This is a genomic window from Haladaptatus sp. AB643 (genome assembly GCF_024136975.1).
Classification (GTDB): domain Archaea; phylum Halobacteriota; class Halobacteria; order Halobacteriales; family Haladaptataceae; genus Haladaptatus.
In genome coordinates, this window is sequence record NZ_JAMYJW010000005.1 from 253,443 (window position 1) to 275,259 (window position 21,817).

Annotated in this window: 21 protein-coding genes and 1 pseudogene; 13 read left to right on the forward strand and 9 right to left on the reverse strand. The window is 53.9% G+C overall.

Annotated elements, in window-relative coordinates; all coding sequences use genetic code 11:
• The first annotated feature begins 444 nt into the window (after nucleotides 1-444).
• The 3 genes from NKF25_RS12540 to NKF25_RS12550 all read left to right on the forward strand — a co-directional run bounded on the left by NKF25_RS12540 (nucleotide 445) and on the right by NKF25_RS12550 (nucleotide 3,213).
• A complete protein-coding gene (locus NKF25_RS12540) occupies nucleotides 445-1,707 on the forward strand; it encodes an AAA family ATPase (protein ID WP_253227009.1) in 1,263 nt (420 codons plus the stop codon).
• 317 nt (nucleotides 1,708-2,024) lie between these two features.
• Nucleotides 2,025-2,798, forward strand: a complete 774-nt coding sequence (locus tag NKF25_RS12545; RefSeq protein WP_253227010.1) for a ParA family protein — start codon at nucleotides 2,025-2,027, stop codon at nucleotides 2,796-2,798.
• Nucleotides 2,785-3,213, forward strand: coding sequence for a hypothetical protein (locus tag NKF25_RS12550; protein WP_253227011.1), 429 nt, complete (start codon nucleotides 2,785-2,787; stop codon nucleotides 3,211-3,213). Before NKF25_RS12545 ends, NKF25_RS12550 begins: the two co-directional genes overlap by 14 nt.
• A gap of 357 nt (nucleotides 3,214-3,570) precedes the next feature.
• Here NKF25_RS12550 and NKF25_RS12555 read toward each other — a convergent pair whose 3' ends face one another.
• The 3 genes from NKF25_RS12555 to NKF25_RS12565 all read right to left on the reverse strand — a co-directional run bounded on the left by NKF25_RS12555 (nucleotide 3,571) and on the right by NKF25_RS12565 (nucleotide 6,123).
• Nucleotides 3,571-4,002 (reverse strand): arsenate reductase ArsC, encoded by a 432-nt coding sequence (locus NKF25_RS12555; protein ID WP_253227012.1) that lies wholly within the window; start codon nucleotides 4,000-4,002, stop codon nucleotides 3,571-3,573.
• Between the two features lie 93 nt (nucleotides 4,003-4,095).
• Nucleotides 4,096-5,148 carry an ACR3 family arsenite efflux transporter gene (gene arsB, locus NKF25_RS12560; protein WP_253227013.1) on the reverse strand — a complete coding sequence of 351 codons (1,053 nt, stop codon included), beginning with the start codon at nucleotides 5,146-5,148 and terminating at the stop codon, nucleotides 4,096-4,098.
• A 582-nt stretch (nucleotides 5,149-5,730) separates the two neighbouring features.
• Nucleotides 5,731-6,123 carry a metalloregulator ArsR/SmtB family transcription factor gene (locus NKF25_RS12565; protein ID WP_253227014.1) on the reverse strand — a complete coding sequence of 131 codons (393 nt, stop codon included), beginning with the start codon at nucleotides 6,121-6,123 and terminating at the stop codon, nucleotides 5,731-5,733.
• Nucleotides 6,124-6,433: 310 nt separating this feature from the next.
• Between NKF25_RS12565 and NKF25_RS12570 the strand changes: the two genes are divergently transcribed.
• Together NKF25_RS12570 and NKF25_RS12575 are read left to right on the forward strand one after the other, a co-directional pair.
• Nucleotides 6,434-6,850: a low molecular weight phosphatase family protein gene (locus NKF25_RS12570; protein WP_253227015.1), complete on the forward strand. Its 417-nt coding sequence runs from the start codon at nucleotides 6,434-6,436 to the stop codon at nucleotides 6,848-6,850.
• Nucleotides 6,832-7,741: pseudogene (locus tag NKF25_RS12575) on the forward strand (MFS transporter); the annotation flags it as partial. The gene NKF25_RS12570 and the pseudogene NKF25_RS12575, both read left to right, overlap by 19 nt.
• Before the next feature lie 20 nt (nucleotides 7,742-7,761).
• On the opposite strand, the gene NKF25_RS12580 reads toward NKF25_RS12575, so the two are convergent.
• The 4 genes from NKF25_RS12580 to NKF25_RS12595 form a co-directional block, all read right to left on the reverse strand.
• A complete protein-coding gene (locus tag NKF25_RS12580; RefSeq protein WP_342766326.1) occupies nucleotides 7,762-8,130 on the reverse strand; it encodes a hypothetical protein in 369 nt (122 codons plus the stop codon).
• Nucleotides 8,061-9,392 carry an arylsulfotransferase family protein gene (locus NKF25_RS12585; RefSeq protein ID WP_253227017.1) on the reverse strand — a complete coding sequence of 444 codons (1,332 nt, stop codon included), beginning with the start codon at nucleotides 9,390-9,392 and terminating at the stop codon, nucleotides 8,061-8,063. Before NKF25_RS12585 ends, NKF25_RS12580 begins: the two co-directional genes overlap by 70 nt.
• A gap of 390 nt (nucleotides 9,393-9,782) precedes the next feature.
• A complete protein-coding gene (locus NKF25_RS12590) occupies nucleotides 9,783-10,265 on the reverse strand; it encodes a DUF892 family protein (protein ID WP_253227018.1) in 483 nt (160 codons plus the stop codon).
• A gap of 87 nt (nucleotides 10,266-10,352) precedes the next feature.
• Nucleotides 10,353-10,970: a hypothetical protein gene (locus tag NKF25_RS12595; RefSeq protein ID WP_253227019.1), complete on the reverse strand. Its 618-nt coding sequence runs from the start codon at nucleotides 10,968-10,970 to the stop codon at nucleotides 10,353-10,355.
• Between the two features lie 209 nt (nucleotides 10,971-11,179).
• Between NKF25_RS12595 and NKF25_RS12600 the strand changes: the two genes are divergently transcribed.
• Both NKF25_RS12600 and NKF25_RS12605 read left to right on the forward strand, forming a co-directional pair.
• The gene (locus NKF25_RS12600; RefSeq protein WP_253227020.1) at nucleotides 11,180-11,788 is read left to right on the forward strand and encodes a class I SAM-dependent methyltransferase; all 609 of its coding nucleotides are present in this window, start codon (nucleotides 11,180-11,182) and stop codon (nucleotides 11,786-11,788) included.
• 261 nt (nucleotides 11,789-12,049) lie between these two features.
• Entirely contained in the window at nucleotides 12,050-13,021 is a 972-nt protein-coding gene (locus NKF25_RS12605; protein WP_253227021.1) for an NAD-dependent epimerase/dehydratase family protein, read from the forward strand.
• 161 nt (nucleotides 13,022-13,182) lie between these two features.
• Here NKF25_RS12605 and NKF25_RS12610 read toward each other — a convergent pair whose 3' ends face one another.
• Nucleotides 13,183-13,455 (reverse strand): helix-turn-helix domain-containing protein, encoded by a 273-nt coding sequence (locus NKF25_RS12610; protein WP_253227022.1) that lies wholly within the window; start codon nucleotides 13,453-13,455, stop codon nucleotides 13,183-13,185.
• Nucleotides 13,456-13,467: 12 nt separating this feature from the next.
• Here NKF25_RS12610 and NKF25_RS12615 point away from each other — a divergent pair, with 12 nt between their 5' ends.
• Together NKF25_RS12615 and NKF25_RS12620 are read left to right on the forward strand one after the other, a co-directional pair.
• Nucleotides 13,468-13,896 carry an alpha/beta hydrolase gene (locus NKF25_RS12615; protein WP_253227023.1) on the forward strand — a complete coding sequence of 143 codons (429 nt, stop codon included), beginning with the start codon at nucleotides 13,468-13,470 and terminating at the stop codon, nucleotides 13,894-13,896.
• A 1,098-nt stretch (nucleotides 13,897-14,994) separates the two neighbouring features.
• Nucleotides 14,995-15,948 (forward strand): fumarylacetoacetate hydrolase family protein, encoded by a 954-nt coding sequence (locus NKF25_RS12620; protein WP_303647138.1) that lies wholly within the window; start codon nucleotides 14,995-14,997, stop codon nucleotides 15,946-15,948.
• 41 nt (nucleotides 15,949-15,989) lie between these two features.
• Here the strand turns inward: NKF25_RS12620 and NKF25_RS12625 are convergent, their stop codons facing one another.
• The gene (locus NKF25_RS12625) at nucleotides 15,990-17,315 is read right to left on the reverse strand and encodes a GntP family permease (RefSeq protein ID WP_253227024.1); all 1,326 of its coding nucleotides are present in this window, start codon (nucleotides 17,313-17,315) and stop codon (nucleotides 15,990-15,992) included.
• 306 nt (nucleotides 17,316-17,621) lie between these two features.
• Between NKF25_RS12625 and NKF25_RS12630 the strand changes: the two genes are divergently transcribed.
• The 4 genes from NKF25_RS12630 (at nucleotide 17,622) to NKF25_RS12645 (ending at nucleotide 21,701) form a co-directional block, all read left to right on the forward strand.
• Nucleotides 17,622-18,476, forward strand: coding sequence for a tripartite tricarboxylate transporter substrate binding protein (locus tag NKF25_RS12630; RefSeq protein ID WP_253227025.1), 855 nt, complete (start codon nucleotides 17,622-17,624; stop codon nucleotides 18,474-18,476).
• Nucleotides 18,477-18,612: 136 nt separating this feature from the next.
• Entirely contained in the window at nucleotides 18,613-19,119 is a 507-nt protein-coding gene (locus NKF25_RS12635) for a tripartite tricarboxylate transporter TctB family protein (RefSeq protein WP_253227026.1), read from the forward strand.
• A 1-nt stretch (nucleotide 19,120) separates the two neighbouring features.
• Entirely contained in the window at nucleotides 19,121-20,626 is a 1,506-nt protein-coding gene (locus NKF25_RS12640; RefSeq protein WP_253227027.1) for a tripartite tricarboxylate transporter permease, read from the forward strand.
• Between the two features lie 91 nt (nucleotides 20,627-20,717).
• A complete protein-coding gene (locus tag NKF25_RS12645; RefSeq protein WP_253227028.1) occupies nucleotides 20,718-21,701 on the forward strand; it encodes a D-2-hydroxyacid dehydrogenase in 984 nt (327 codons plus the stop codon).
• Nucleotides 21,702-21,817 lie beyond the last annotated feature (116 nt).

The following is a 21,817-nucleotide window of genomic DNA, read 5'->3' on the forward strand; positions in this document are numbered from 1 at the left end:
CAGTGAAAACAAAAGTCGATCCTACTTTCATCGAGTTCGACCATCTCCCGATAGAGAGACCCCTCATTTTCAGTGAAAACGGAACCACTAGTCGATTCTCAACTACTCTACTAGTTTACCTAGAACGTATAGTAAGTAAGTTAGGGTGGAGGCAACTTAGACGACACAGATTTGAAGGCAAAAATCGTCTGCAGCCTTTGTGTTTTTCACTGAAAATCTGGTGTCTATCTTGAGAACGACACTCAGTTCTTTAAATACCTCTATCCAGATCGGATCGAGTAGCTACTCACTCGACTGGTTTCACTGAAAACGAGGGGTGTGTCCCGTCACTTTTGGTCCACTCATCATTCGTACTCATACTCTCTCGATACTCGTTCTGCGTTTTTCACTGAAAACAGGGGGGCGGTAGAACTAAGATGCTCCTTCTCGAAATGTTGGAATAACGTGCCAAACGATCCAATCCCCACGCCGGATCCAGAAGACCTCGCTGACGATCCACTTACCAAGCGCAACGATTCTATTTTCGCGCGTCGTGAGCTACTTCGAATTGGTCATGTTCCGGATAGTGACCGTATCGTCGGTCGCGACGCAGAAATCAAAGATATAGAAGAGTTACTCCAACCCGGTGTTTTTGGCGATCCGCCCGGAAATGCGATCGTATACGGTAAAACAGGATCTGGTAAATCACTAGTCTCCCGACACGTCACGGGGCGTGTTCGAGCAATCGCCCAAACTAACGACGTCTCTCTCATTTCTGCCTATATTGATTGCGATCAAGCTAACACCATTACTCGTGTCGCTCGGTCTCTCTCCCAACAAGCTGAATTCCAATCTAGTCGCTCACTTACTATTCCGGATAAGGGGATCGGCTCTAGTGAGTACATGGATTATCTCTATACGGTCCTCGACGATACGGATGTCCTTATCGCCATTATCGACGAGATTGACAAGCTTGGTGACGATGAAATATTATTTAAACTCTCGAGAGCCGAAGAGAGTGGTAAAACCGATTGCTATATCGGCGTCGTTGCAATCAGCAACAAAATCGAGTATTACGAGAATCTTGACGAACGTGTGAAGTCCAGTTTCCAAGACGATGAACTCGTCTTCCATCCATATGATGCCGGCCAAATTCGTGATATTCTGAGCAAACGGCGAGATGCATTCCAACCGAATGTTCTCGAAGATGGTGTTATCCCACGCGTCGCAGCGCTTGCCGCGCGTGAGCATGGTGACGCACGGAAAGCGATTGAAATCCTTTCGAGCGCAGGGAAGTTGGCTGCGCGGAATGGAAATTCCAGTGTTACGGAGGAGCATGTCGATGCAGCACAGGATTATGCGGAAATGTCTCGATTCCAAGAGCTAATTCGAGGATCAACTCCTCATTCGAAATATGTCCTATTTGCGCTCGCCTATCTCCAAAAATCCTCCTTGAAGCAAGCATTTAGCACAGGCGAGATTTACCGTGTGTACGAAGACGTCTGTAAGAGTGAAGGAACAGATCCCCTCAGTCACCAGCGAGTGCTGGAATTATTGAAGGAATGGGCCTTTAGTGACGTCACGGAAAATCGGCATACTGGTGGTGGAAAGAGCGAAGGAAGTTATCGGGAACACTCTCTCTTGCGCGACTCGGATATGGTGCTCGATACTGTATTTGAACAGCCAAAAACCAAACAGAATATCGTGTCGGATCTTCAAAACAGTTAATTGGTGGTTGAGCAACTGACGATCTCATTGATAATCGTCTATTTTGCACCAATTGTCGTTGATCTATTTTTTAAGAAGTGAGTGCTATCACGAGTGATACTGGAAGCTTAGCCATTGATAGTGGCGTACCAACGCCGTCAAACGCTTCTGGGTGACTTTCTTCTATCGTGTTCGGTGGTGGTCTACTGTGTCGACCGAATTAGCGACCTACTGATCGCACTAAAACGTCCATAGTTATCTGGATACATTCACGGCACAAAGAATTTGTCTGACATACTTTTATCCCATCTTAGAAGGCATAACTAGAGTAGAGAAGTATGACGACTAAGATCGCTGTAAGTAATCAAAAGGGCGGCGCTGGGAAAACGACGACCTCGATTAACGTCGCAGGAGCGCTCAACCAGCTAGGATACGACGTTCTTCTAATTGACTTGGACCCCCAGGGACATGCAACCGAAGGGGTCGGTTTAGAGGATGAATACGATGCAGACGTCATAAGCTTCTATGATGTCTTACCTGATTTAGACGTCATAGACGAAACAGCGCAACTGATTTACGAGCATTCCGAGATGGATGTCATTCCAAGTCATCAGGATATGATCAACATCGAAGATGCGCTGGCTGGCGTGCCCAACCGTGAGAATCGCCTCAATATGGCGCTTAACAAGCTCGACGAGTACGAGTATATCGTTGTCGACTGTCCACCAAACCTGGGTGTCCTGACCGACAATGCGCTTCTCGCATGCGAAAACGTGCTCATCCCAGCGCAAACGAAGACGACGAGCATCCGTGCGCTTGAATTGTTGTTCAAACAAATCAATGCCCTCGAAGCCGCTTTTGACACGGGGATCCAAGAAGTGGGGCTCGTCGCGAACGAAGTCGGGACGGACAACGAAGCAGACGAGATGATGGAGTGGTTCGAAGATGTTTTCGAGGAAAGGGCACCAGTGTGGGAAATCCGAAAGCGAGTTGCATTACAGCGCGCGTGGAACGCGGGGGGTTCGATTTTTGAACACGAGGAAGACTGCGACATGGAAGAGGTTTATCTGCAGATTGCCGAATCGTTGGAGGGAATCGATGGCGAGAGATAAAACACAGAACCGCGATCCATTTGGAAGTCGATACGCTCAGAAAGAAGAGCCATCTGAGACAGAAGCTCGTGAAACTTCGTCTAAGACGGATAAACCAGATAGTCTCTCGAAGACAGCTGAGACCGACAGTATGTCTAAGACTTCTAAGAGCGATAAACCAGAACAGACTGAAAAGACAAATGAGAAAGAAAAGACGTCTGTGAAGGACCTGCCGTCAGTGCTGATGTATCTCCCCGAAGAGCAGCACACCGAACTGGATATTCGATTCGACGAGCTCAACGCGAAATACAAACGTGAACACGGCGAGTCGCTTCAGAAAAACCGTGACTACTACCCAATTCTCATTGAACTCGCGATGGAAAAGACCCAAGAGATGGATGAGGATGAATTACTGACTCGTCTAAACCAGAGCTAATTGTCTTAGATAGAATAGCCGTCTAAGCGATCTTAGAATGACCTCGGAATCATTCATACTTTCTACTCATCCATTGAGCAGGGTTTCAGACAGCTTCTAAGACGATTATGATGGAATAGATGGAATAGATTAGATTCGAAGATCGAGAACAATGCTATCTGATAGAGCGCAGATCTAATTCCTCTTAGATGGCTTAGATAGATATGATAAACATGCCCCTCGCGTGTGTTTCCTTCTTCTTCCGATACGATACATATCGGAGGAAAGCTGAAGAACGGCTCTCGCGGAAATACACTCCAGGTCCGTGGATGAAAACAACAGTGTGTTCACCTCATGACTTTGCTCTTCTCGACAGTCCTACTCACGTGATTCTAATTCGTCGAAGAACTCACTAACCCGATCTTCGATTTCGTCTCGTATTTTGCGTACCTCCTCGATCGATTTCCCATCCGGATCGTCGAGTCCCCAATCACGATTGTCACCACTCCACGTCGCGGGACAGACGTCCTGTGCTGAACACCCCATCGTGATCACATACTCGGACGCTTGAAGTTCCCCGACGGTAATGTCACGCGGCGTGTTCTCGGAGAGGTCGATACCGATTTTTTCCATCACAGTCACGACTTCTGGATGCACATGGTCGGCGGGTTGCGTGCCACCAGTCAGGATGTGGATCTCATCGGTTAAGTTTCGGCGGTCTCGCTCACGCTTGGCAAAGGCAGTCGCCATTTGGGAGCGGCCAGCGTTCTGGACACAAACGAATGCGACGGTGGTTTCTGACGTGCTCATAGGGTTGTAATTCGGCTGTGTGGTAATGAAGCGATGCGTCGAACTCTGCTTCTCTGTTTGAGGGTGGCTTTGTACGAGGCCAGCCGCTCGATCTCAGTCTGAGTAGCTAACATCGCTGGTTCCTGTCGCGCCGGGGAAGAGGTTCTCCTTTGTCGCCAGTGCCACTCGAACGAGTGCAAGCATAACGGGAACTTCGATCAATGGTCCGACGACTGTCGCAAGTGCGACATTGCTGCCGACACCAAAGACGGCGACTGCCACGGCAATTGCGAGTTCGAAGTTATTCGACGCGGCTGTGAACGCTACACTGATCCCTTCGGTGTAGCTAAAGCCGAGCAGGGCACTCGCGCCGTATGCGAGCCCCCACATTGCGGCGAAGAAAATGAACAGTGGCGTTGCGATCAGAACGATCTGTTCGGGATGGTTGACGATGTACTCACCTTTCAACGCGAACATGACCACGACCGTAAACAGTAGTCCAAGGAGTCCGAACGGACTAATGCGAGGAATGACTCGTTCGTAGTAGGTCCGTTCACCGACCGTTTGGAACGCAATTTTTTGCGTGAGAAACCCGAGGAGCAACGGCAATCCAAGGAAGACGCCGACCATCTGTGCGATGAGACCGATGTCGACGCTCACCGTTGTCTCACGAAGAACAGTGAGAAAGAGGAAGGCGTAGGGGACGAACAACACGATTTGCAGAAGGCTGTTGACGCCGACACAGACCGCACACATCTCTTGATTCCCACTCGCGAGTTCATTCCAGACGAGTACCATCGCGATACACGGCGCAATCCCGACGATAATGAGCCCGGTGACGAACTCGGGGTAGTCACTCAAGAAGAGGACTGCGAGTCCGTACATAACGAACGGGGCGATAAGCCAGTTGAACGTGAGCGTCAGCGCGATTTCTCGCCGTGCAGTTCGCGTGACACGTGGAATTCGCTCATAATCGATTTCGGCCATAATCGGGAAGATCATGACGAACAGTCCGACAGCAATTGGAAGGCTCGTTCCATGCCATGTAACGGCGTTCAGCATGTCCGCGATACCGGGAACGAAGTGTCCCAGTGCGACACCGAGCACCATCGCCAAACCGATCCAGACTGTGAGATAACGATCGAGGACGCCGAGGTCGTCACTCATTTCGGTCACCCTCCATTTTTTGATTTGGGACTTTGCTGTTGCTACCTGATTCTTTCTCAATCGATAGAAATCGTATTCGTCTTTCTCGCTTCATCAACAAGACAATTGTATAGTCGCTCAATTAAAGTTTTGGAATAAGACTGCTACGACCCTCTCTATAGCCATCACTAGTGATCTTATGGTTGAGCAATTATTCATTCATCTAGTGAAATACTGGATCGAACGAGTTCCTCGGTACGACGTGAATTGGACCGGTAAGAATCGTTGATTGGCTACGGGAAGCACTCTTACAAGACAGGACTCCCGTTCACGGAGAGCTATCTTCCCGAAACTGACGATGGATCGTCCTCAACCATGAATCGGTTGCAACCCAAATGCGCCAGTGTCTCGAGAACCTCAGATGAGCCTAAGTGCTTCGTACCGGGTGTCGTTCGCCCTTCATCTGAACATACTCCCATATGAGTGTTTTCTCATATACTCGTTGCGGTGAGTATGCTCGATCGACTATTGTGGATTACTCTCGCGTAGTTCTCACTTTGCACTACAATTTGACCGAAGAAGAGAGGAACCGACGACTATCCGTTAGGCTGTCTGCGTGCCGTCGAGTGCAACGAGCAGGGCGGTTGCACGTCCTGTCGCTCGATACTTTCGCCACTTTCCATCCTTGCGTCTCGTAACGAGTCCAGCTTTCGTCAAATCCGACAGTGCATGACTGATCGCACTCTCACTGACGTCGAGCAGTGGTGAGAATTCACAGACACAGAGCTCACCATCAGTCGCGTGCAACAGTCGAACGATCTTGTAGCGCGTTTCATTGGCAAGTGCAGAAAGAACTTGCACGTCGGATTTGAGTGCCGTCTCGTCCGTCTGTGCACCGAGTTCTTCGAGTTCGTCGACGCGTTGTTCGACGTCTTCATCGCAGCATTCTCCCAATTCATCGGTGAGATAGCGTCGAAGCCGATCGTTGGTCGCCATTACCATACACTTGAGCAAACACTTCAATAAGGGTTCTGGAGTCCAAAAGCCCGCGGTAGGCCTTTTGAATCGTCTTCTTACGGACTTTTGTCTTTTGGTTGTTTCCTGTCTCCTTCCTGACCCGAACGATACTGCAAATCTTCCAAGATTGGCCTCGTCTCTCGTTTGAACCCGCTTTCTACAACTATAGTGAGCTACAGTGACATTGTCGTGAGCATCGTCCCCTCAGTGCCTCTCCGTCTCGAATATAGCCTCGATCTCCGAAATTTTAATAGAAGAGTTGTTCAATTATTCATCTATGAGCCAACGGATGCCCAGCCAGACGACCCGGGTCGCATTTATGTGCATGCAAAACGCTGGTCGAAGTCAGATTTTGACGGCATTTGCGGAACGGGAGCGTGAGCGACGCGGACTTGAAGACGAAGTGGAGATTGTGACCGGAGGGACACACCCTGCAGATCACGTTCACGAGATCGTTGTCGAAGCCATGGATGAAGAAGGATTCGACCTCGCAGGTCGGTCGCCACAAGCCATTACGACTGATGAACTCGAATCGTGCGACTACGTCGCGACGATGGGGTGTTCGACGCTCGAACTCGATACGTCGGCAGATGTCGATGTTCGTGATTGGGCGCTTGCTGACCCTGATGGACAAGATATCGATCGTGTTCGCGAGATTCGCGATGAAATCGAAGAGCAGGTGAAGATGGTGCCGGGGCAACGGTAGTGGGTCTCTATGGCAGTGTTGGAAATCTCATTTCGGCTGTATATCCCTATCCCGGTGGGACATTCTCGGATCGAATCGGATCCCGGATTGCACTGACCGCTTTTGGAACAATATCGACGATCGGATTTCTCCTTTGGTTTGTCGTGCCACTAGTCCCTGCCGTAGAGGTTGGGCCATTGTCTGTGGAGCCGTGGATCTGGATTTTCGTTGGCCTGTTCCTCACGCAGGCGTGGAATCGTTCGAGGGTTTCGATCAGATCGTTGATGACCTTCGGTCGCTTCCAGCAACGCTCAAACCGTTGCTCATTGCGGATACGCTCATCCGGTTCGGAAATGGAATGGTGTACGTCTTTTGGATTCTCGTCGTCACCGACCTTCTCAACGTTGGATTTCAGGGCTTTGGCGTTTCACTTCGGCCTGCCGCCTTTTTCGGAATCTTGCTGGGCGTCGAGATGGCCGTTGCAATCCTGACGAAAGTGCCGGTGTCGAAGCTCGCCGAATCGACGGGCCTCAAACCGGTTGTTGGACTCGGATTCTTTGTTATGCAGTGTTTCCGATTCTGCTCATTCATGCACCAGCGAATCAGTGGATTCTCATCCTCCTGTTTGCATTTTCGGGCCTACGCTTTGCTGGCCTTCCCGCTCATAAGGCACTCATCGTCGGGCCAGCTGAGAAGGACGCTGGTGGTCGTGTGACGGGAACATACTATCTGATTCGAAATACAATCGTTATCCCGAGTGCAGCTATCGGTGGATGGCTCTATGCGCAGAGTCCACAGCTGGCGTTTACAATCGCTACGATTGTTGGCCTTCTCGGGGTTACATTCTTTGCTGTCTTTGGGCGTGAATTCAGTGCGTACGCCGAGAACATCTCCTCGACATCCAATTCATGATTGGAACTCTGACAGATGGGTCAGAGTGGAACGTATCCGCCGGCCACGAAGTGCAGATAAAGAAGCACGAAAATCGCGCCTGCCCACCGAGGCACCCGCTTTCGGAGCATGACAAGCGAAAGGAAGAGTACCGTGACGAGCGTCACCGGCAGGTAGAACTGAAGCACCTGACTCGACACGTGAACGGGACTAGCGAGGGCGATGATCCCGTCGTTGAATAAGAAGAATTCCATAATCGATCCGACGACGTTGCCGAAGCTAATCTCTGCTCTGCCACGTAACGCAGCAGGCAATTTCCCAAAGAAGGATCGGGTGACGGTTAATCTTGATTCACCGGTTCGTCGCTGGAACTCTTCCCCGTCGTTGATCGCCGTCGGCGGATATACCACCCTGCTTCAAACCCGCCCCAGATGAGGGCGAAGAGGGCACCAAATACGGTCGCAAATACTTCGGGAACTCCCATCCAGACGGGTGTAATATACATCAGTCCATTCAGGTATTTCCCAGGGATGAGACGCTTTACCCCGATCCAGAACTGATCACCAAGGTTCCCGGACCGGGAGGCGATATGGGCTGACTGTGCACTCGGCCCGTTTGCGGACTCGTCACCGGTACCGAGTCGTTCGGCTTCGTACGGGAAGGCGATGTTGAGTTTCCAGACGATATTGCCGTTCTTATCGAGTTCGAAGACGCGGTTGCCGTTCGAGTCGGAGACTAATGTGTGGCCGTTCGGCAGGCGGTCGGCGTCTCTTGGCCACTGCATTCGCCCATCCTGCCAGACCCACGTCTGTTTCCAGTCGTTATTCGTTCGTTGGTACTCGACGAGCCGATTGTTCTCGCTGTCCGCAACGACTGCTGCCGGGCCGCCGTTCGACGTATTGATGTAGTCGGGGTTGTGCTGCTCGTAGAGAGTATCGTAGTTGTCCTCCTCGCCGAGTGTTTGCTGACCCACAACCTTGTGCGTCTTCGGGGAGAGGAACACGACCCGGTCGAGGTTCCGAACGCTCACCATGATGCGGCCATCGTCTAGGACCTCGACGTCGTTGATGTGCGACCTGTCTTTGGGGTAGGGACCGCCAGTGTTCGAGTGGTTGAACGTGTCGGAGGCGTTCCAGCGCCACTCGATCCGATCCGTCTTGGTATTCACGACGAACACTCCATCGAGGTAGATGTCCGCGACGACGATGTGGTTCTCGTCGATCCGATCGACGTCGTGGTATCGCGTTGCCTCCTTTCCAGGCGTGAGTTGTCCCCAGATTTTCGTGACTTTCCCGGTCGTGAGATTCACGCGCTCGACGCCGTCGTAGGTACAGGCACTGACCTTGCCGTGGGTCTTATAGTACCTGTCCCACATTTTCTGACTCACGCCATACTTACTCGCGTTCCACTCGTCGGCACTCGGACACTCATTTGCGCTGTGGTGATCCGCGTAGGAGTACTCGACAGTCGTCTTCGTCCCCTTCACGGGGTCGACGTCCCAATAGCGGGTATGCGTATCGTTGTAGTAGCGGGCTGTCCCGTTTGGATTGAGCGCGACAAGTTCGGCCCGTGCTCGCGGTCCTTCGTTATCACCGCCTCGCCAGGAATTCGAGTCGGTGGCAATAACCGTGATGCCATCGGCTTTCGGTGCAATCTGTGCGTTTCTATCCACGTTGTTTCCGTGGAGATAGGATTCGAACGTCGAGTCCGATCGTGATGATGCGAACCCATAGCCCACAGAGACGACCGAGAGCACGAGGAGGGCGCCGAAGAATACTCGAATTCGGCGTTTGGTAAGTGAGATCATAAGTACGATGTGTTGGGGGGGATGCTAGTTCTCTTACTAGGGGTCTGTGCAGTGCCTTTCGGTGGTGTTCGTTTTTGCCTTGTGCTTATTGCCGAAGGATGGACTGGTTTCATCCATTCCCGACCAACAGATATGGGAGGGGTGGAGGGAGCGGGATTACCGACCATATCCTACCATTGCCGAACTATCCTAAATAGATTCTCAATAGTGGTATAGCCCAAAACTATTTACGCCAACTCTGATCTCAAACTCTCTCTACTTCGAATGCTTCCGCTCGACAACGTTTTTCATTCGTTCGAGTGCGGTTGCAGCCTCCTGACGATTTGTCGCGAGCGGGTTGGTAACATCCTCGGCCATCACTAGATCATCTGCAAGCGCTAAGAGCCGATCAAGGAGCGTGATTTCGAGGCGTTCGTTAATCATACCGATTCCGAGCGTATCGATGTCCCGTAACTCAGCAGGTTCGACCTCACCTACAAATTCGTCTTTTTCGGCGAGCAATCCCTCCATAATCGGGCTGCCTCGCTCCGTAGGCTCTTCGCCGAGATACTCGAAAATCCCTTCAATCCGATGGATTTGAGCAACGGTATCGTCTTTATGTCCGGTAAAAATCTCGCTGACCTCGCTACTTCCCGCCGCGTCGGATAAATCGCCATGTAAATCGAGAATTTCGAGTTCCGCGTGGTACAGTTTCTGTAGCTCCCGATCGAACATCTCGCGCTTCGTTGTGATCGTCATTGGTGTCTGTTTCTCCAGCCGTATTTGCTGGTTGACCGCATCCTAGTACTTCGTTGCATCCATCGCGTGAGGTCGTTCGATTTCACGTTAGTTCTCCTGTGAAAGTGAGTTCTCAGCTGGTGAACCGTCGTCGAACACTACCGATCGCAACTGTTCTTGAATTGTAGCGGTGTCGACTTGCTCACTTTCCAGTAACACTCGTAATGCTGCGGGTGAGAGTTCATTGCCCGCTTCGAGATCGGCAAGGATGTCTTCGAATGGTAGTTGTATTGCTTCGACGTCAAGATCGACCTGATCGACGAGGAGATCTGCTTTCATCCCGGCGCGATAGAAGGCTTCGATCAGCAACTCTTCTGCAACTGTTGCTTCCTCGTGCGCTTCATCGTCGGTTCGCATCGTGGCAGCGGCATCGACGTTATAGAGGAGAAATGCGAGTGCATCACTTACTCCCTCAATGAACGGTTTGTCATCTACATCCCAGTGACGGCCATTCGCTGTGACCTCGCCGAAGAGCTTCTTTCGTTCGGCTTCTTCGAGATGCTCGAAGAGGATTGTGAAATCTAAGATCGAATTATAAACTCGCTCTCGGATGTCGTTTCGCCGCTGGTAGCGCTGTTGTTTGGCGTGTTCACCGTCATAGGTCTTTTCACCGGTGAGCCAGCGGCGGTCCTCAGTCGTCAACATTGCATTCTTGCGGCTGGCCATATTCTACTCTCACCGATGTTCCCCCACCGGATAAAGGCAGACGTGTCGAGTCGACTCCGTACCCACGACGCAGAGAGAAGCCGAGGTCCGGGAAGTCGCCGGACCGTTGGCGGATAATTGAACGCTACGGAGAGGCGGTTGGCCTAGTTCCCGGGGGAGCGAGTAGACAGGGTGATAGCGTGAGGATTCGATGGTCGATACACACGAGCATGACCGACGACTACCACAGAGATCTGAGCCACCTCACCTGGGACGAAGTGTACGATCGGCAGGTTGCACGCGACGAGTACGTTTCCAGGTGGCTCGACGAGATCACGGTTGAAACCGGTGACGCGGTCCTCGAGGTCGGGAGCGGTCCCGGTTACACAGCGCTCCGCGCGGCTCGGCAAGTTGGGCCGTCGGGTGCCGTGTACGCCGTTGAGAGAAATCGCGACGCCCTCCGCTACCTCCAGAGGAGGATGGGTGAGGCGGACGTCGGAAACGTGGAGCCGATTCACGCCGACGCAGAGGCGCTCCCTGTCCGGTTCGACCGGCCAGTCGTCGCATTCCTCACGTACGTCCTCCACCACGCCGACCACCCGAAACGCCTGCTCGCCGAACTATCCCAGGCACTGCCCACCGAGTCTCGTCTCTTCGTCTGCGAGCACCACCCCGACGGCCCCGGTGAGGAGGGCCCACCCGTCGATCACCGACTCGCGCCGAATCGACTCCGCGACTGGCTCGAGGACACCGGATTCGAAGTCGAACGCTCGGTCGACTTCGAGAACGAGAGCTACGCCTTCATTTGTCGGCGCACCGCGGACGATTCCGGACCGTAACGCTCCATTTGAGGGCGAGGGATATCTCGCGCGGAGGCGGCCGACATCGACTTGGGTAGCGCAAGTGGAGCGATGAAGATCCGGCTGATGGTATCCACGACGAACTCGTCGTCCAACGCGGCGAACTCGTGCCAGTCAGTGACGACGAGCGCGTCGACTGAGTCATCGAGCACCTTGGATGCGATACGCGGGTTGCCCGGACAAGAGACGAATCAGTCCGGTATCCATACCTTTTCGTGGGGACTAATCATAGCGCTACCCATGCGAGTCACCGTCATCGGAGCTACCGGACACATTGGCACCTACTTGGTACCGCGACTGGTGCGGGCAGGCCACGAGGTCGTCGCAGTCAGCCGGGGAGAGCGTGACCCCTACCAAGACGATAGCGCGTGGACCGACGTCGAGTCGGTCGAGCTCGACCGCGAAACTGCCGAGGAACGCGGTGAGTTCGGTGAGGCGATCGCGGCCACCGACCCGGACGCCGTTGTCGACCTGATCTGCTTCGAGCCAGAAAGCGCCGAAGCGCTCGTTGCGTCGCTTCGCGGGGAGGTTCAACACCTACTCCACTGTGGAACGATCTGGGTCCACGGTCCCAGCGACGTCGTCCCCACGACCGAGGACGCCCCGCGCACGCGCCGCCCGCTCGGCGAGTACGGACGAAAGAAAGCCGAGATTGAGGCGTATCTGCTTGACGAGGCGCGACGGAACGACTTCCCGGCGACCGTCCTCCACCCCGGACACATCGTGGGCCCCGGCTGGGATCCCGTCAATCCGGCGGGCAACTTCGACCCCGACGTGTTCTCTCGACTCGCTCGGGGTGAAGAAGTCGTGCTCCCCAACTTCGGGCTCGAAACCGTTCATCACGTCCACGCCGACGACGTCGCACAGGGCTTCCAGCGTGCGCTAGAGAACTGGTCAGCGGCTATTGGCGAGAGCTTCCACGTCGTCTCACCGCGGGCGCTCACCCTCCGCGGCTATGCTGAGGCCGTCGCCGGGTGGTTCGGACGAGACGCCGACCTTACGTACCTGCCGTTCAACGAGTGGGCCGATCGACCCGAATACGACGAGGAGGACGTCGAGATGACCGAGGAACACATCAGCTACAGCCCAAACGCGAGTATCGAGAAGGCGCGCGAGAAACTCGGATACGAACCGCGATACACCTCGCTCGAAGCGACCCGCGAGGCGGTTGAGGGCCTGATCGAGGCTGGCAAAGTCGACTCGAGCGAGTAGCACACCCGCGCCGGAGAATCCTAGACTAGAAAGCGGTCACGACTTCTCAGGCCTCTCGTCGTCACCAACACGCACCTGAAATCCATACTATGTACTCTTGGATCGATCGTAATCATTTCGTGTCGGTCGCAACTTAACAGCCTGCCCGTGACTGTCGCGAGTTAGGTGTAAAAACCGAGACTGTCGTCAACGAGTTCGGTGGCGAGCCATGCTTCTGCGCGCTGGAGACGGTAGCGGAACGTGGATCGGGGAACGCCGAGTTGGTCGGACAGTTCCGCGAAGTGGACGGATTCGGAATCGTCGTAGTATCCCATTTCGACTGCCGTTTCGAGCGCCTTTCGCTGTTCGTACGGGAGATCGACGCCGATCGGATCGGTGTGCTCGGCATCTGCGGGTCTGGCGGTTACGCCCCCTACGCTGCGCAGACCGACCACCGAATGAATGCCGTGGCAACCGTCAGCGCGGTAGATATTCCGAGCACCGTCCGCGATCCCGACCCCGAGGCGTTCCAGGAGATGGTCGAACGGTCGGGAGAACTGCGCAGCGAGGAAGCGAACGGCTTCCCGGCCGAACTCTTCAACCAGTTACCGGATCCGGAAGAGGTCGACGAGTCAACGCCGCAGGCCACCCGCGAGTTCGTCGACTACTACAAGACATCCCGTGGCCAGCACCCGCGCGCGCCGAACAAGTGGGTAGTCCGGAGCGCGGACCTGCTCGACCAGTTCGACTCGTTCGCCGATGTCGACAAGATTTCCCCGCGACCCCTACTGATGGTCGCCGGCACTGAGGCGTCCTCGTTGCCGTACAGCGAGAATGCGGTCGAGGGAGCCGGCGAGAACGCTGAGCTAATCACGATTGAGGGCGACGCACGTTGACCTCTATGACAGGGACGAGTACGTCACACCGGCTGTGGACAAGCTGACCGAATTTTTCGACCAGCATCTGGCCGGCTCATAACGCACCGAGCGCGGAGGACCGACTTGTGACTACATGGCTTAGTACCCTCGAATCTGCTTGACCTGAACACGCTATCAGTGTAGGCGTCTCCGTCTGCTTCAGCACTCGACGGCGGTTAATTCTCGATGGGATATTACGTCGGATTCGTCACGATTGACGCAGACAGGAATCAGGTAGGCACACGTTCTCGAACCGGTGTTAATGAGAGGTGATGAGCGGCAGCGCTGGGCTGGCTTCTTTAAATATAAAATTCGAGTTGGAATACTAACTGGAGTGGGTGTCCCGACCCGAGTTTGAATTGTGGGGTGTTCGTTGGTTGGGCTGAAATCGTGTATCCTGGCTACGCTATTACCTGTGTAGTCTCACTTTCCAGGCGAGATTTTTGATATAGCGTTATGGGATTTATATATGTCTGAGGGGCCAATATCGTACGATAGAGCCATTGTATCCTCCATGCATACTCGATGTGGTGGTGTGTGGTATACTACCGCTTTCTATACTAAGCGGAAGTGGGATTACCCCGGTACCTTCGAGCCAATCCATGCGCAGCGAGATTCGGTTCGCCGACGAATCGGACTGCTAGCCCCCTCTCGTTGATCCTTATTAAAGAACCCAACCTATTTATGTACCTATAATAATCGGCATTGCCGGAACGATGTATATTACAGGTATAGGGATGTAATGAGGGTCCGTGATCGTAGTTCTGTCGATGTGGGGCTCTTGAAGCGAATACGGACCAGAGACGTACTTGAAACTCTACCAAACGCTTTCGATTACTCTGGACTGAGACGAACGAGTACGAAGAATCGTCCCCATTAATCTACTATCTTTGTTGGGTAATACCGGACGAAGTGTACCGTATCGATCGGCATACTGACTGCGAGATCGAACGACTAGCGAACCTATCCGGCTACTCGCAACACTAGCAATCTCTCGAAACGAGGCCCTACGAAACCAAATCAGGCAGTATCAAATTAGAATGTGAGCTCGACGCTCTATTTATCGGCGTATTCTCATTGGAGAAACCCGTCGAAAGGGCTTCGCACGGATCCGGGATTACCAGACGGATGGACGCATTCCCGGCTGGGAAACTGTTTTCAACGGGCTCTACGAACACTGAGGTGATGCGATTCATACGCTATTCCGAAGGTAGCACGCAGCATTGGGGTGTCGTCGTCGAAGATATGGTTTACTCGCTCGCTGACGTCCCATTTGGTGAACCCACATACGAGGATATCGCAACGCCCGGCTTTCGAGAGAAGGTTCAGCAGGCAGTGGCTACGGACGCACTGACCGGTATCCCGAGGGCTGATATACGGGAACTAGCCCCAGTTCCCAACCCGGGAAAGATCGCCTGTGTCGGGCTCAACTATCACGATCACGCGGAAGAACAGGATGAAGAGATACCCGAAAAGCCGATACTGTTCGCAAAGTCCTCCACATCCGTTACGAACCCGGATGCGGCGATTATCCATCCGGAAGACGTCGAGCAGGTGGATTACGAAGTCGAACTCGGGATCGTCATGGGACGAACCGCGAAAAACGTGACCGCTACCGACGCTTCGGACTACATCGCTGGGTACACGGTGGTAAACGACGTGAGTGCTCGGGACGCACAGTTCGAGGATGGCCAGTTCTTCCGGGGGAAGTCCTACGACACCTTTGCCCCGATGGGACCCGAGCTAGTGACCGAGGATGCCATCGACCCGAACGCGCTTGGTGTCCGAACGCGGGTTAACGGGGACCTCAAACAATCTTCCAATACGGAAGAGTTCATATTCGACACGTACGAGATCGTCGAATATCTCTCCCGGGTAATGACGCTCGAACCGGGCGACGTGATTTCAACGGGAACGCCCGGTGGCGTCGGTGTGTTTCGTGAGCCACCCGAGCTTCTCGAACCGAGCGACGAAGTCGAAGTCGAGATAGAGAATATCGGCGTCCTGAGAAACCACGTCATCGCGGAATAGGCCTCGATTCTTCCCGCAAGAGTCGATCCAATATTTGAGTATCAGACGACCACTGCGATCAGAACGGCTCCTACCAAACCGAGGGCAGAGAGAACGGCTTCTCCGAGGGTATACGTTTTGAGGCCCCCAGTGACTTCCAGGCCGGTCAACTCGGTCACGACCCAGAACCCACTATCGTTGATATGTCCGATACTCATGCCACCTGATAGCGCTGCAAGCGCGATTGCCGACCCCGTGACGGTCGTTCCGACGCCAGCCATAATGTTCATCGCGGTAATTCCCGCCACTGTGCCGGATCCCTGGGCGACTCGCATGACCAATCCGAGGAAGAACGCGAGAAACACTATCGCGAGACCTTGGCCGTCGATGCCGATCAGATTTACAAACGCACTTGCCGCTTCCGTTTGTTGAATTACGTATCCAAACGCACCTCCAGCACCGGTGATGGCGAGCACCAATCCTGCCGGTCGAGTTGCCTCTGAAAGCGTCTCTGAGAGCTCATCTCGTCCTACTACCGAGATGAAGACCGCGATCGCAATCAGAAGTCCGGCAAGCATCGCCACGATTCGGCTCCCGAGAAACTTGACGAATGGACTCACGCTACCAGTCAGGGCTTCCGACGTGGTAGTAAGAAGGATGAGTACGATCGGGGTGAGAATCGGAAGAAGTGATGCAAAGAAAGACGGACTCCGTGTGGATCCGTCTTCGGCTTCTTCAAACGGAATATCTTCTATATCATTCTCGCTGGTCCATAGATGCCTAACGAGAGGCATATAAATCGCCGTTGCCACGAGAATGGCCGGAATACCGACCACCAACCCAGTAACCATCATACTGCCGAGCGAAAACTCGAGAATCTCCGGTGCGGCAAGTGGATTCGGTGTTGGCGGGATAAATGTGTGTGCGCCTGCTGCTCCGATAACGAGGGCTCCGATGACGACCGGATATTCGAGGTCCGTCTCCCGCCAGAGTGCGATGACCATCGGCGTGAGGACGAGGAATGCGACGTCGAAAAACACGGGGATTGCCACGATCGCCCCGGATAAAGCAAGCGCGTATGGTATGTGTCGCTGGGGGACCGCACCCGTTAGTGTGACAGCGATCTTTTTCGCGGCTCCACATTGGGCGAGCAACGTTCCGATCATGATCCCGAAGATGATCGGAATACCGATACCAGCCATCAGGTCTCCGAATCCGGTTCCGATGGCCGTGACGGTCGTATCCAGCCCTAAACCCGATGCGATTCCCATGTACAACGCTCCGATGATGAGCGAAATGGAGGGATCGAGGTCGAAGTGGATTATCAATAATAACGTGATCGATACGGCGATACCTATGTTTGCAGCTAACAGGGTGGAACCCACCATGTGATGGAATTTGAACCCGCCCTGATAAAGATTTTGTATTAAATTGAAGTAGACCAAATGGAAATTCTTTCATATAGTCGCATATCAACAACTACCTCTCCCCCAAATATCATATATTTTTCACCATTGTCAAGATTTAAAACCTAAGGAATGATTCCTATGATTATGGTCGATAGCCATAGATTTGAGCTGGCGGACAGGCGTAGCTTCTTGAAAGGTACACTAGGGACGGCTGGCATGTTCGGTCTCGGTGGTTGTAGTTCGCTCAGTGACTCGTCCGGTACGTATCCAAGCGAGGATATCGATATGATAGTACCCTGGTCCGCAGGTGGTGGGACTGATCGAACGGCCCGTCAACTCGCACAGGTCGGAAAACACCATACGGATACGTCGATATACGTTACGAACAAGACCGGCGGTGGCGGTGTCATCGGCTTCAACGCGATCAAAAACTCCTCGTCGGACGGATATACAGTCGGGGTTATCGCGAGCACGCTGATGGTTCTCAACCAATACGGCCGAACGAACATCTCGTACGAGGATTTCGATCCGATCATGCAGTACAATGCGGATCCCGCTTCCATCACGGTCCGCAAGGACGCACCGTACCAAAATCTCGAGGAGTTCGTCGAGCACGCGAAAAACAACAAGGTTTCCGTCGGGACTGCAGGTCCGGGAGATATCTGGCATCTCGCCGCGGTCGGATTCGCACAGAAGTCCGGGGTAGAGTTCGAGCACGTGACCTACGATGGATCCGCACCGGCGGTTACCGCCGTCGTGAATGGAGAAGTCGATGTGACGACGACGAGCATTCCCGAAGCGGCGCCACAGGTCGAAGGCGGCCCGCTCGAATTCCTCGCCACGATGGGAGAAAAGCGCCACTACCAATTCCCGAACGTACCGACGCTCCAGGAAAAGGGATACGATTGGAATCTGAGTGCGTGGAGGGCACTCGTCACGCCGACCGGTGTCGATAAGAGCAAACTCACGTCGTTGAACGAGTTGTACACGAAAACGTACAAGGACGATTCGTTCAAGTCGTTCATGAAGAAGAACGGATTCAATCTCGCGTACAAGGACCGGAAAGAGTTGGGTGATTTCATGAAAAGTCAGCACCAGAGCATCGGTGAGGTTATCAAAAAAGCAGGTGGAAAGAAGTGATGAAGTACCCTATTCTCCAGAGAGGATCGTAACGATGACGATCAGCTCTCGATACCGATATGATCAAAACGACCAGAACGGGTCCCAATTCGTTCGAATATCGGAACTCCAGCTCTAACAACCCAGGTGGTTAAGAATGTCAATTGAGATCAAAAAATCGGATTCGTACTCAGGAGTACTGTTCTTGGCAATTGCCATAGCAATATACGTCATCAGCGGGGGGTTTCCAACCCCTGCCACCAACGGTCCCGACCCAGCATTTTTCCCGCGAGTTATCGCACTCTGTATTGCGATACTCGCGGTCGTCCAGATAGCACAGAGTTGGCTGAGGAGTACCGATACCGTTCACGAGGTGAAGCGGAAGGAAATAAAACGCGTTCTCGTACCCATTTTCTTGATGGTGGTGTACGTCGCGACGCTCCCACTCCTCGGATTCATCGCTGGAACTATCTTCTTTCTCTCGTCACTTCTCCTGTACTCCGGTGTGGAATCGGCTGGATTCGTCGCGGCGTTTTCGTGTGTCTTCGTCCTCGTTCTGCAATTCGTATTCGGGTCGTTTCTCCATATCCCACTTCCGGACGGGGTCCTGCCCATCTTCCGGTCGTTACCCGACCTTCTGTTTCTGTCCGGGGTGACTCTCTGAGATGAGCTTTCTCGCAAATCTCCTCCAAGGAATCGCGTTAGTTCTCCAACCGTCCGTTCTCCTCCTCATGGTCATCGGTCTGTTGATCGGTATCACGATGGGGTCGATACCGGGGATGACTGCGACGATGACGGTCGCCGTCCTCGTATCGTTCACCTTCGGCATGCAACCGATAGAGGGGATGACGTTGTTGCTCGGCATCTATGGCGGCGCACTGTACGCCGGCTCAATTCCCGCAATACTCATTCGTACACCCGGCACCCCGAGCGCTGCGGCAACGGTGTTCGACGGCTATCCGCTTGCGAAACAAGGGAAGGCCGGACAGGCGATCAGTATTGCCACCATCGCATCCGTCATCGGCGGTATCATTAGCGTAATTTTCCTAACGATTCTCTCTCCCCAGGTCGCGAAAATAGCCCTCGAATTTGGATCTCCAGAGTACTTCGCGCTCGCGTTCTTCGGTCTCACTATTATCGCGAACGTTAGCGGCGATTCCCTCGTGAAAGGACTACTGACGGGTCTCCTCGGAATGTTCCTCGCAACGGTCGGACTGGATCCGATCGCGGGCGTCCCCCGATTCACGTTCGGATCGGTCGAATTGACCGGTGGTATCGAATTCATTGCCGTGATGATCGGCCTCTTTGGTATCGCCGAGGGACTCAATCGCTACGCTGAAGGGATCGGCCGTGAGGCCTTCGATCGCCGCGTCGCACGCGTTACTCCGACAGTAAGCGACATACGAGCGATCACACCAACTGCCGTTCTTTCAGGTATCGCCGGGACGTTCATCGGCGCGATACCGGGTGCTGGCGGCGATATCGCTTCGTTCGTAACGTACAACGAGGCGACTAGGTGGCTCAGCGAGCAGACGCCTTCGTTCGGCGACGGAAACCCGCTCGGCGTCGCCGCTGCCGAATCCGGAAACAATTCGAGCACCGGCGGTGCCCTAATCCCGACCCTCACGCTCGGGATTCCCGGGGACTCCGTGACCGCCATCCTCATCGGTGCGTTGATGGTACACGGAATCCGACCCGGACCAAACCTGCTGGAGAAGGAGCCACAACTCGTTTACGCGATTTTCGTCGCCTTTTTCCTCATCTACGTTCTGATCCTCGTCTTCGGGTTGCTCGGCGCGCATCTCTGGGTGATCCTCATCGATTTCCCCGCGAAATATCTCTGGCCCGCCATCTTCGTTCTGTGTGCAGTGGGAGCGATCGCGCTTCGTGGAAACCTGATCGACATCTGGGTCATGCTTGGTGCAGGTCTGCTAGGGCTATTACTGCGTGCCGATGGATATCCGCTCGCTCCGATGGTGCTCGGGATGATCCTCGGTCCGATCGCCGAGTCGAACCTTCGCCGCTCGCTCACCATCTCCGGCGGATCTCTCGACGTTTTCGTTCATAGTCCGATCGCGTTCGGAATCTTGGCTCTCACAGCGGTATCACTTCTCATCCCGATCGTCCGGGCCAACGTCGACCGGTCGCCGTTCACGACGAACCGCTCTTGACCTCGCCATTCCAAATGCAGTATACAAATTACTTAGATTTATATTCTCCACCGAGAACCGTATGATCGCTCCCGTTCTAACGGAGCAAACCATGACTACGTCCAATCCTGACATCGTCGTTCTCCGCGGGAAAGCGCACGGAATTCCCACGGAACGCTACGGTGCTGCACTACGAGAACGGTTGCCCGAATACGACGTCAGAGTCGCTTCGACGCCCAAATCGGAACGGGAACTCGTCGAGCGCGCTCCCGTCGTCACGGGTATCGGTATCGACGAAGAGACGCTAGCTGGCGCGGACGAAATGCGATATTTTGCCTGCGGCGCTGCCGGGACCGACCATTTACCGAAGGACGAATTCCGTACGCGAGGAATCACAGTAACGAACGCGGCTGGAACACACGTTCCAAACATCGCGGAACACGTTCTCGGTAACCTCTTGCTTATCGCACGTCGCCTCGATCACGGCATTCGTCAGCAGGATCGCCGCGAATGGCGCCAGTACAAGGCGTTCGGCGAGTTACGGGGAACCACCGTTACGGTAGTCGGACTCGGTGAAATCGGTCGCTCGATAGTCAAACGGTTGGACGCATTCGATGTCCATACTATCGGCGTGCGGTACACTCCCGAGAAGGGTGGCCCGACGGGCGAGGTCGTCGGTTTCGAACCCGCTGACTTTCACGAGGTTCTTTCACGGACGAACTATCTCGTTCTCGCTTGTCCTCTCACGGAGTGTACTCGGTATCTCATCGGCGATGCGGAATTCAGGACACTCCCGTCGGATGCAGTCGTGGTCAACATCGCGAGAGGGGAAGTGATAGACACTACGGCGCTCGTATCTGCCCTTCGTAGCAACAAGATTCACGCAGCAGCGCTCGACGTGACGGACCCCGAGCCACTCCCCGAATCTCACCCCCTTTGGAATCTCCGTAACGTCTTCATCACCCCTCACGTCTCCGGACATACCGAGGAATACTGGTCTCGTACTGCCGATGTCGTTGCGAGGAACATCCGTCGGATCGATGAAAGGGGGAGCTACCGCGACCTCGAGAATCAGGTATTGGATCCGAACGAATAGGTTCGTATGGTTGGTACCTGACTGCAAAGGCCGATAGGGGGAAGAACTAACACCGCCCGACCCCGAGCAATAATTGTGACTACGAGTGCCATAGAATCGTTTGTCGATTCGTTGAC

Coding starts and splice junctions, on each gene's coding strand:
- NKF25_RS12545 (WP_253227010.1), top strand. CDS start 2,025: ATGACGACTAAGATCGCTGTAAGTAATCAAAAGGGCGGCGCTGGGAAA.
- NKF25_RS12550 (WP_253227011.1), top strand. CDS start 2,785: ATGGCGAGAGATAAAACACAGAACCGCGATCCATTTGGAAGTCGATAC.
- NKF25_RS12555 (WP_253227012.1), bottom strand. CDS start 4,002: ATGAGCACGTCAGAAACCACCGTCGCATTCGTTTGTGTCCAGAACGCT.
- arsB (WP_253227013.1), bottom strand. CDS start 5,148: ATGAGTGACGACCTCGGCGTCCTCGATCGTTATCTCACAGTCTGGATC.
- NKF25_RS12565 (WP_253227014.1), bottom strand. CDS start 6,123: ATGGCGACCAACGATCGGCTTCGACGCTATCTCACCGATGAATTGGGA.
- NKF25_RS12570 (WP_253227015.1), top strand. CDS start 6,434: ATGCCCAGCCAGACGACCCGGGTCGCATTTATGTGCATGCAAAACGCT.
- NKF25_RS12590 (WP_253227018.1), bottom strand. CDS start 10,265: ATGACGATCACAACGAAGCGCGAGATGTTCGATCGGGAGCTACAGAAA.
- NKF25_RS12595 (WP_253227019.1), bottom strand. CDS start 10,970: ATGGCCAGCCGCAAGAATGCAATGTTGACGACTGAGGACCGCCGCTGG.
- NKF25_RS12600 (WP_253227020.1), top strand. CDS start 11,180: ATGACCGACGACTACCACAGAGATCTGAGCCACCTCACCTGGGACGAA.
- NKF25_RS12605 (WP_253227021.1), top strand. CDS start 12,050: ATGCGAGTCACCGTCATCGGAGCTACCGGACACATTGGCACCTACTTG.
- NKF25_RS12625 (WP_253227024.1), bottom strand. CDS start 17,315: ATGGTGGGTTCCACCCTGTTAGCTGCAAACATAGGTATCGCCGTATCG.
- NKF25_RS12630 (WP_253227025.1), top strand. CDS start 17,622: ATGATAGTACCCTGGTCCGCAGGTGGTGGGACTGATCGAACGGCCCGT.
- NKF25_RS12635 (WP_253227026.1), top strand. CDS start 18,613: ATGTCAATTGAGATCAAAAAATCGGATTCGTACTCAGGAGTACTGTTC.
- NKF25_RS12640 (WP_253227027.1), top strand. CDS start 19,121: ATGAGCTTTCTCGCAAATCTCCTCCAAGGAATCGCGTTAGTTCTCCAA.
- NKF25_RS12645 (WP_253227028.1), top strand. CDS start 20,718: ATGACTACGTCCAATCCTGACATCGTCGTTCTCCGCGGGAAAGCGCAC.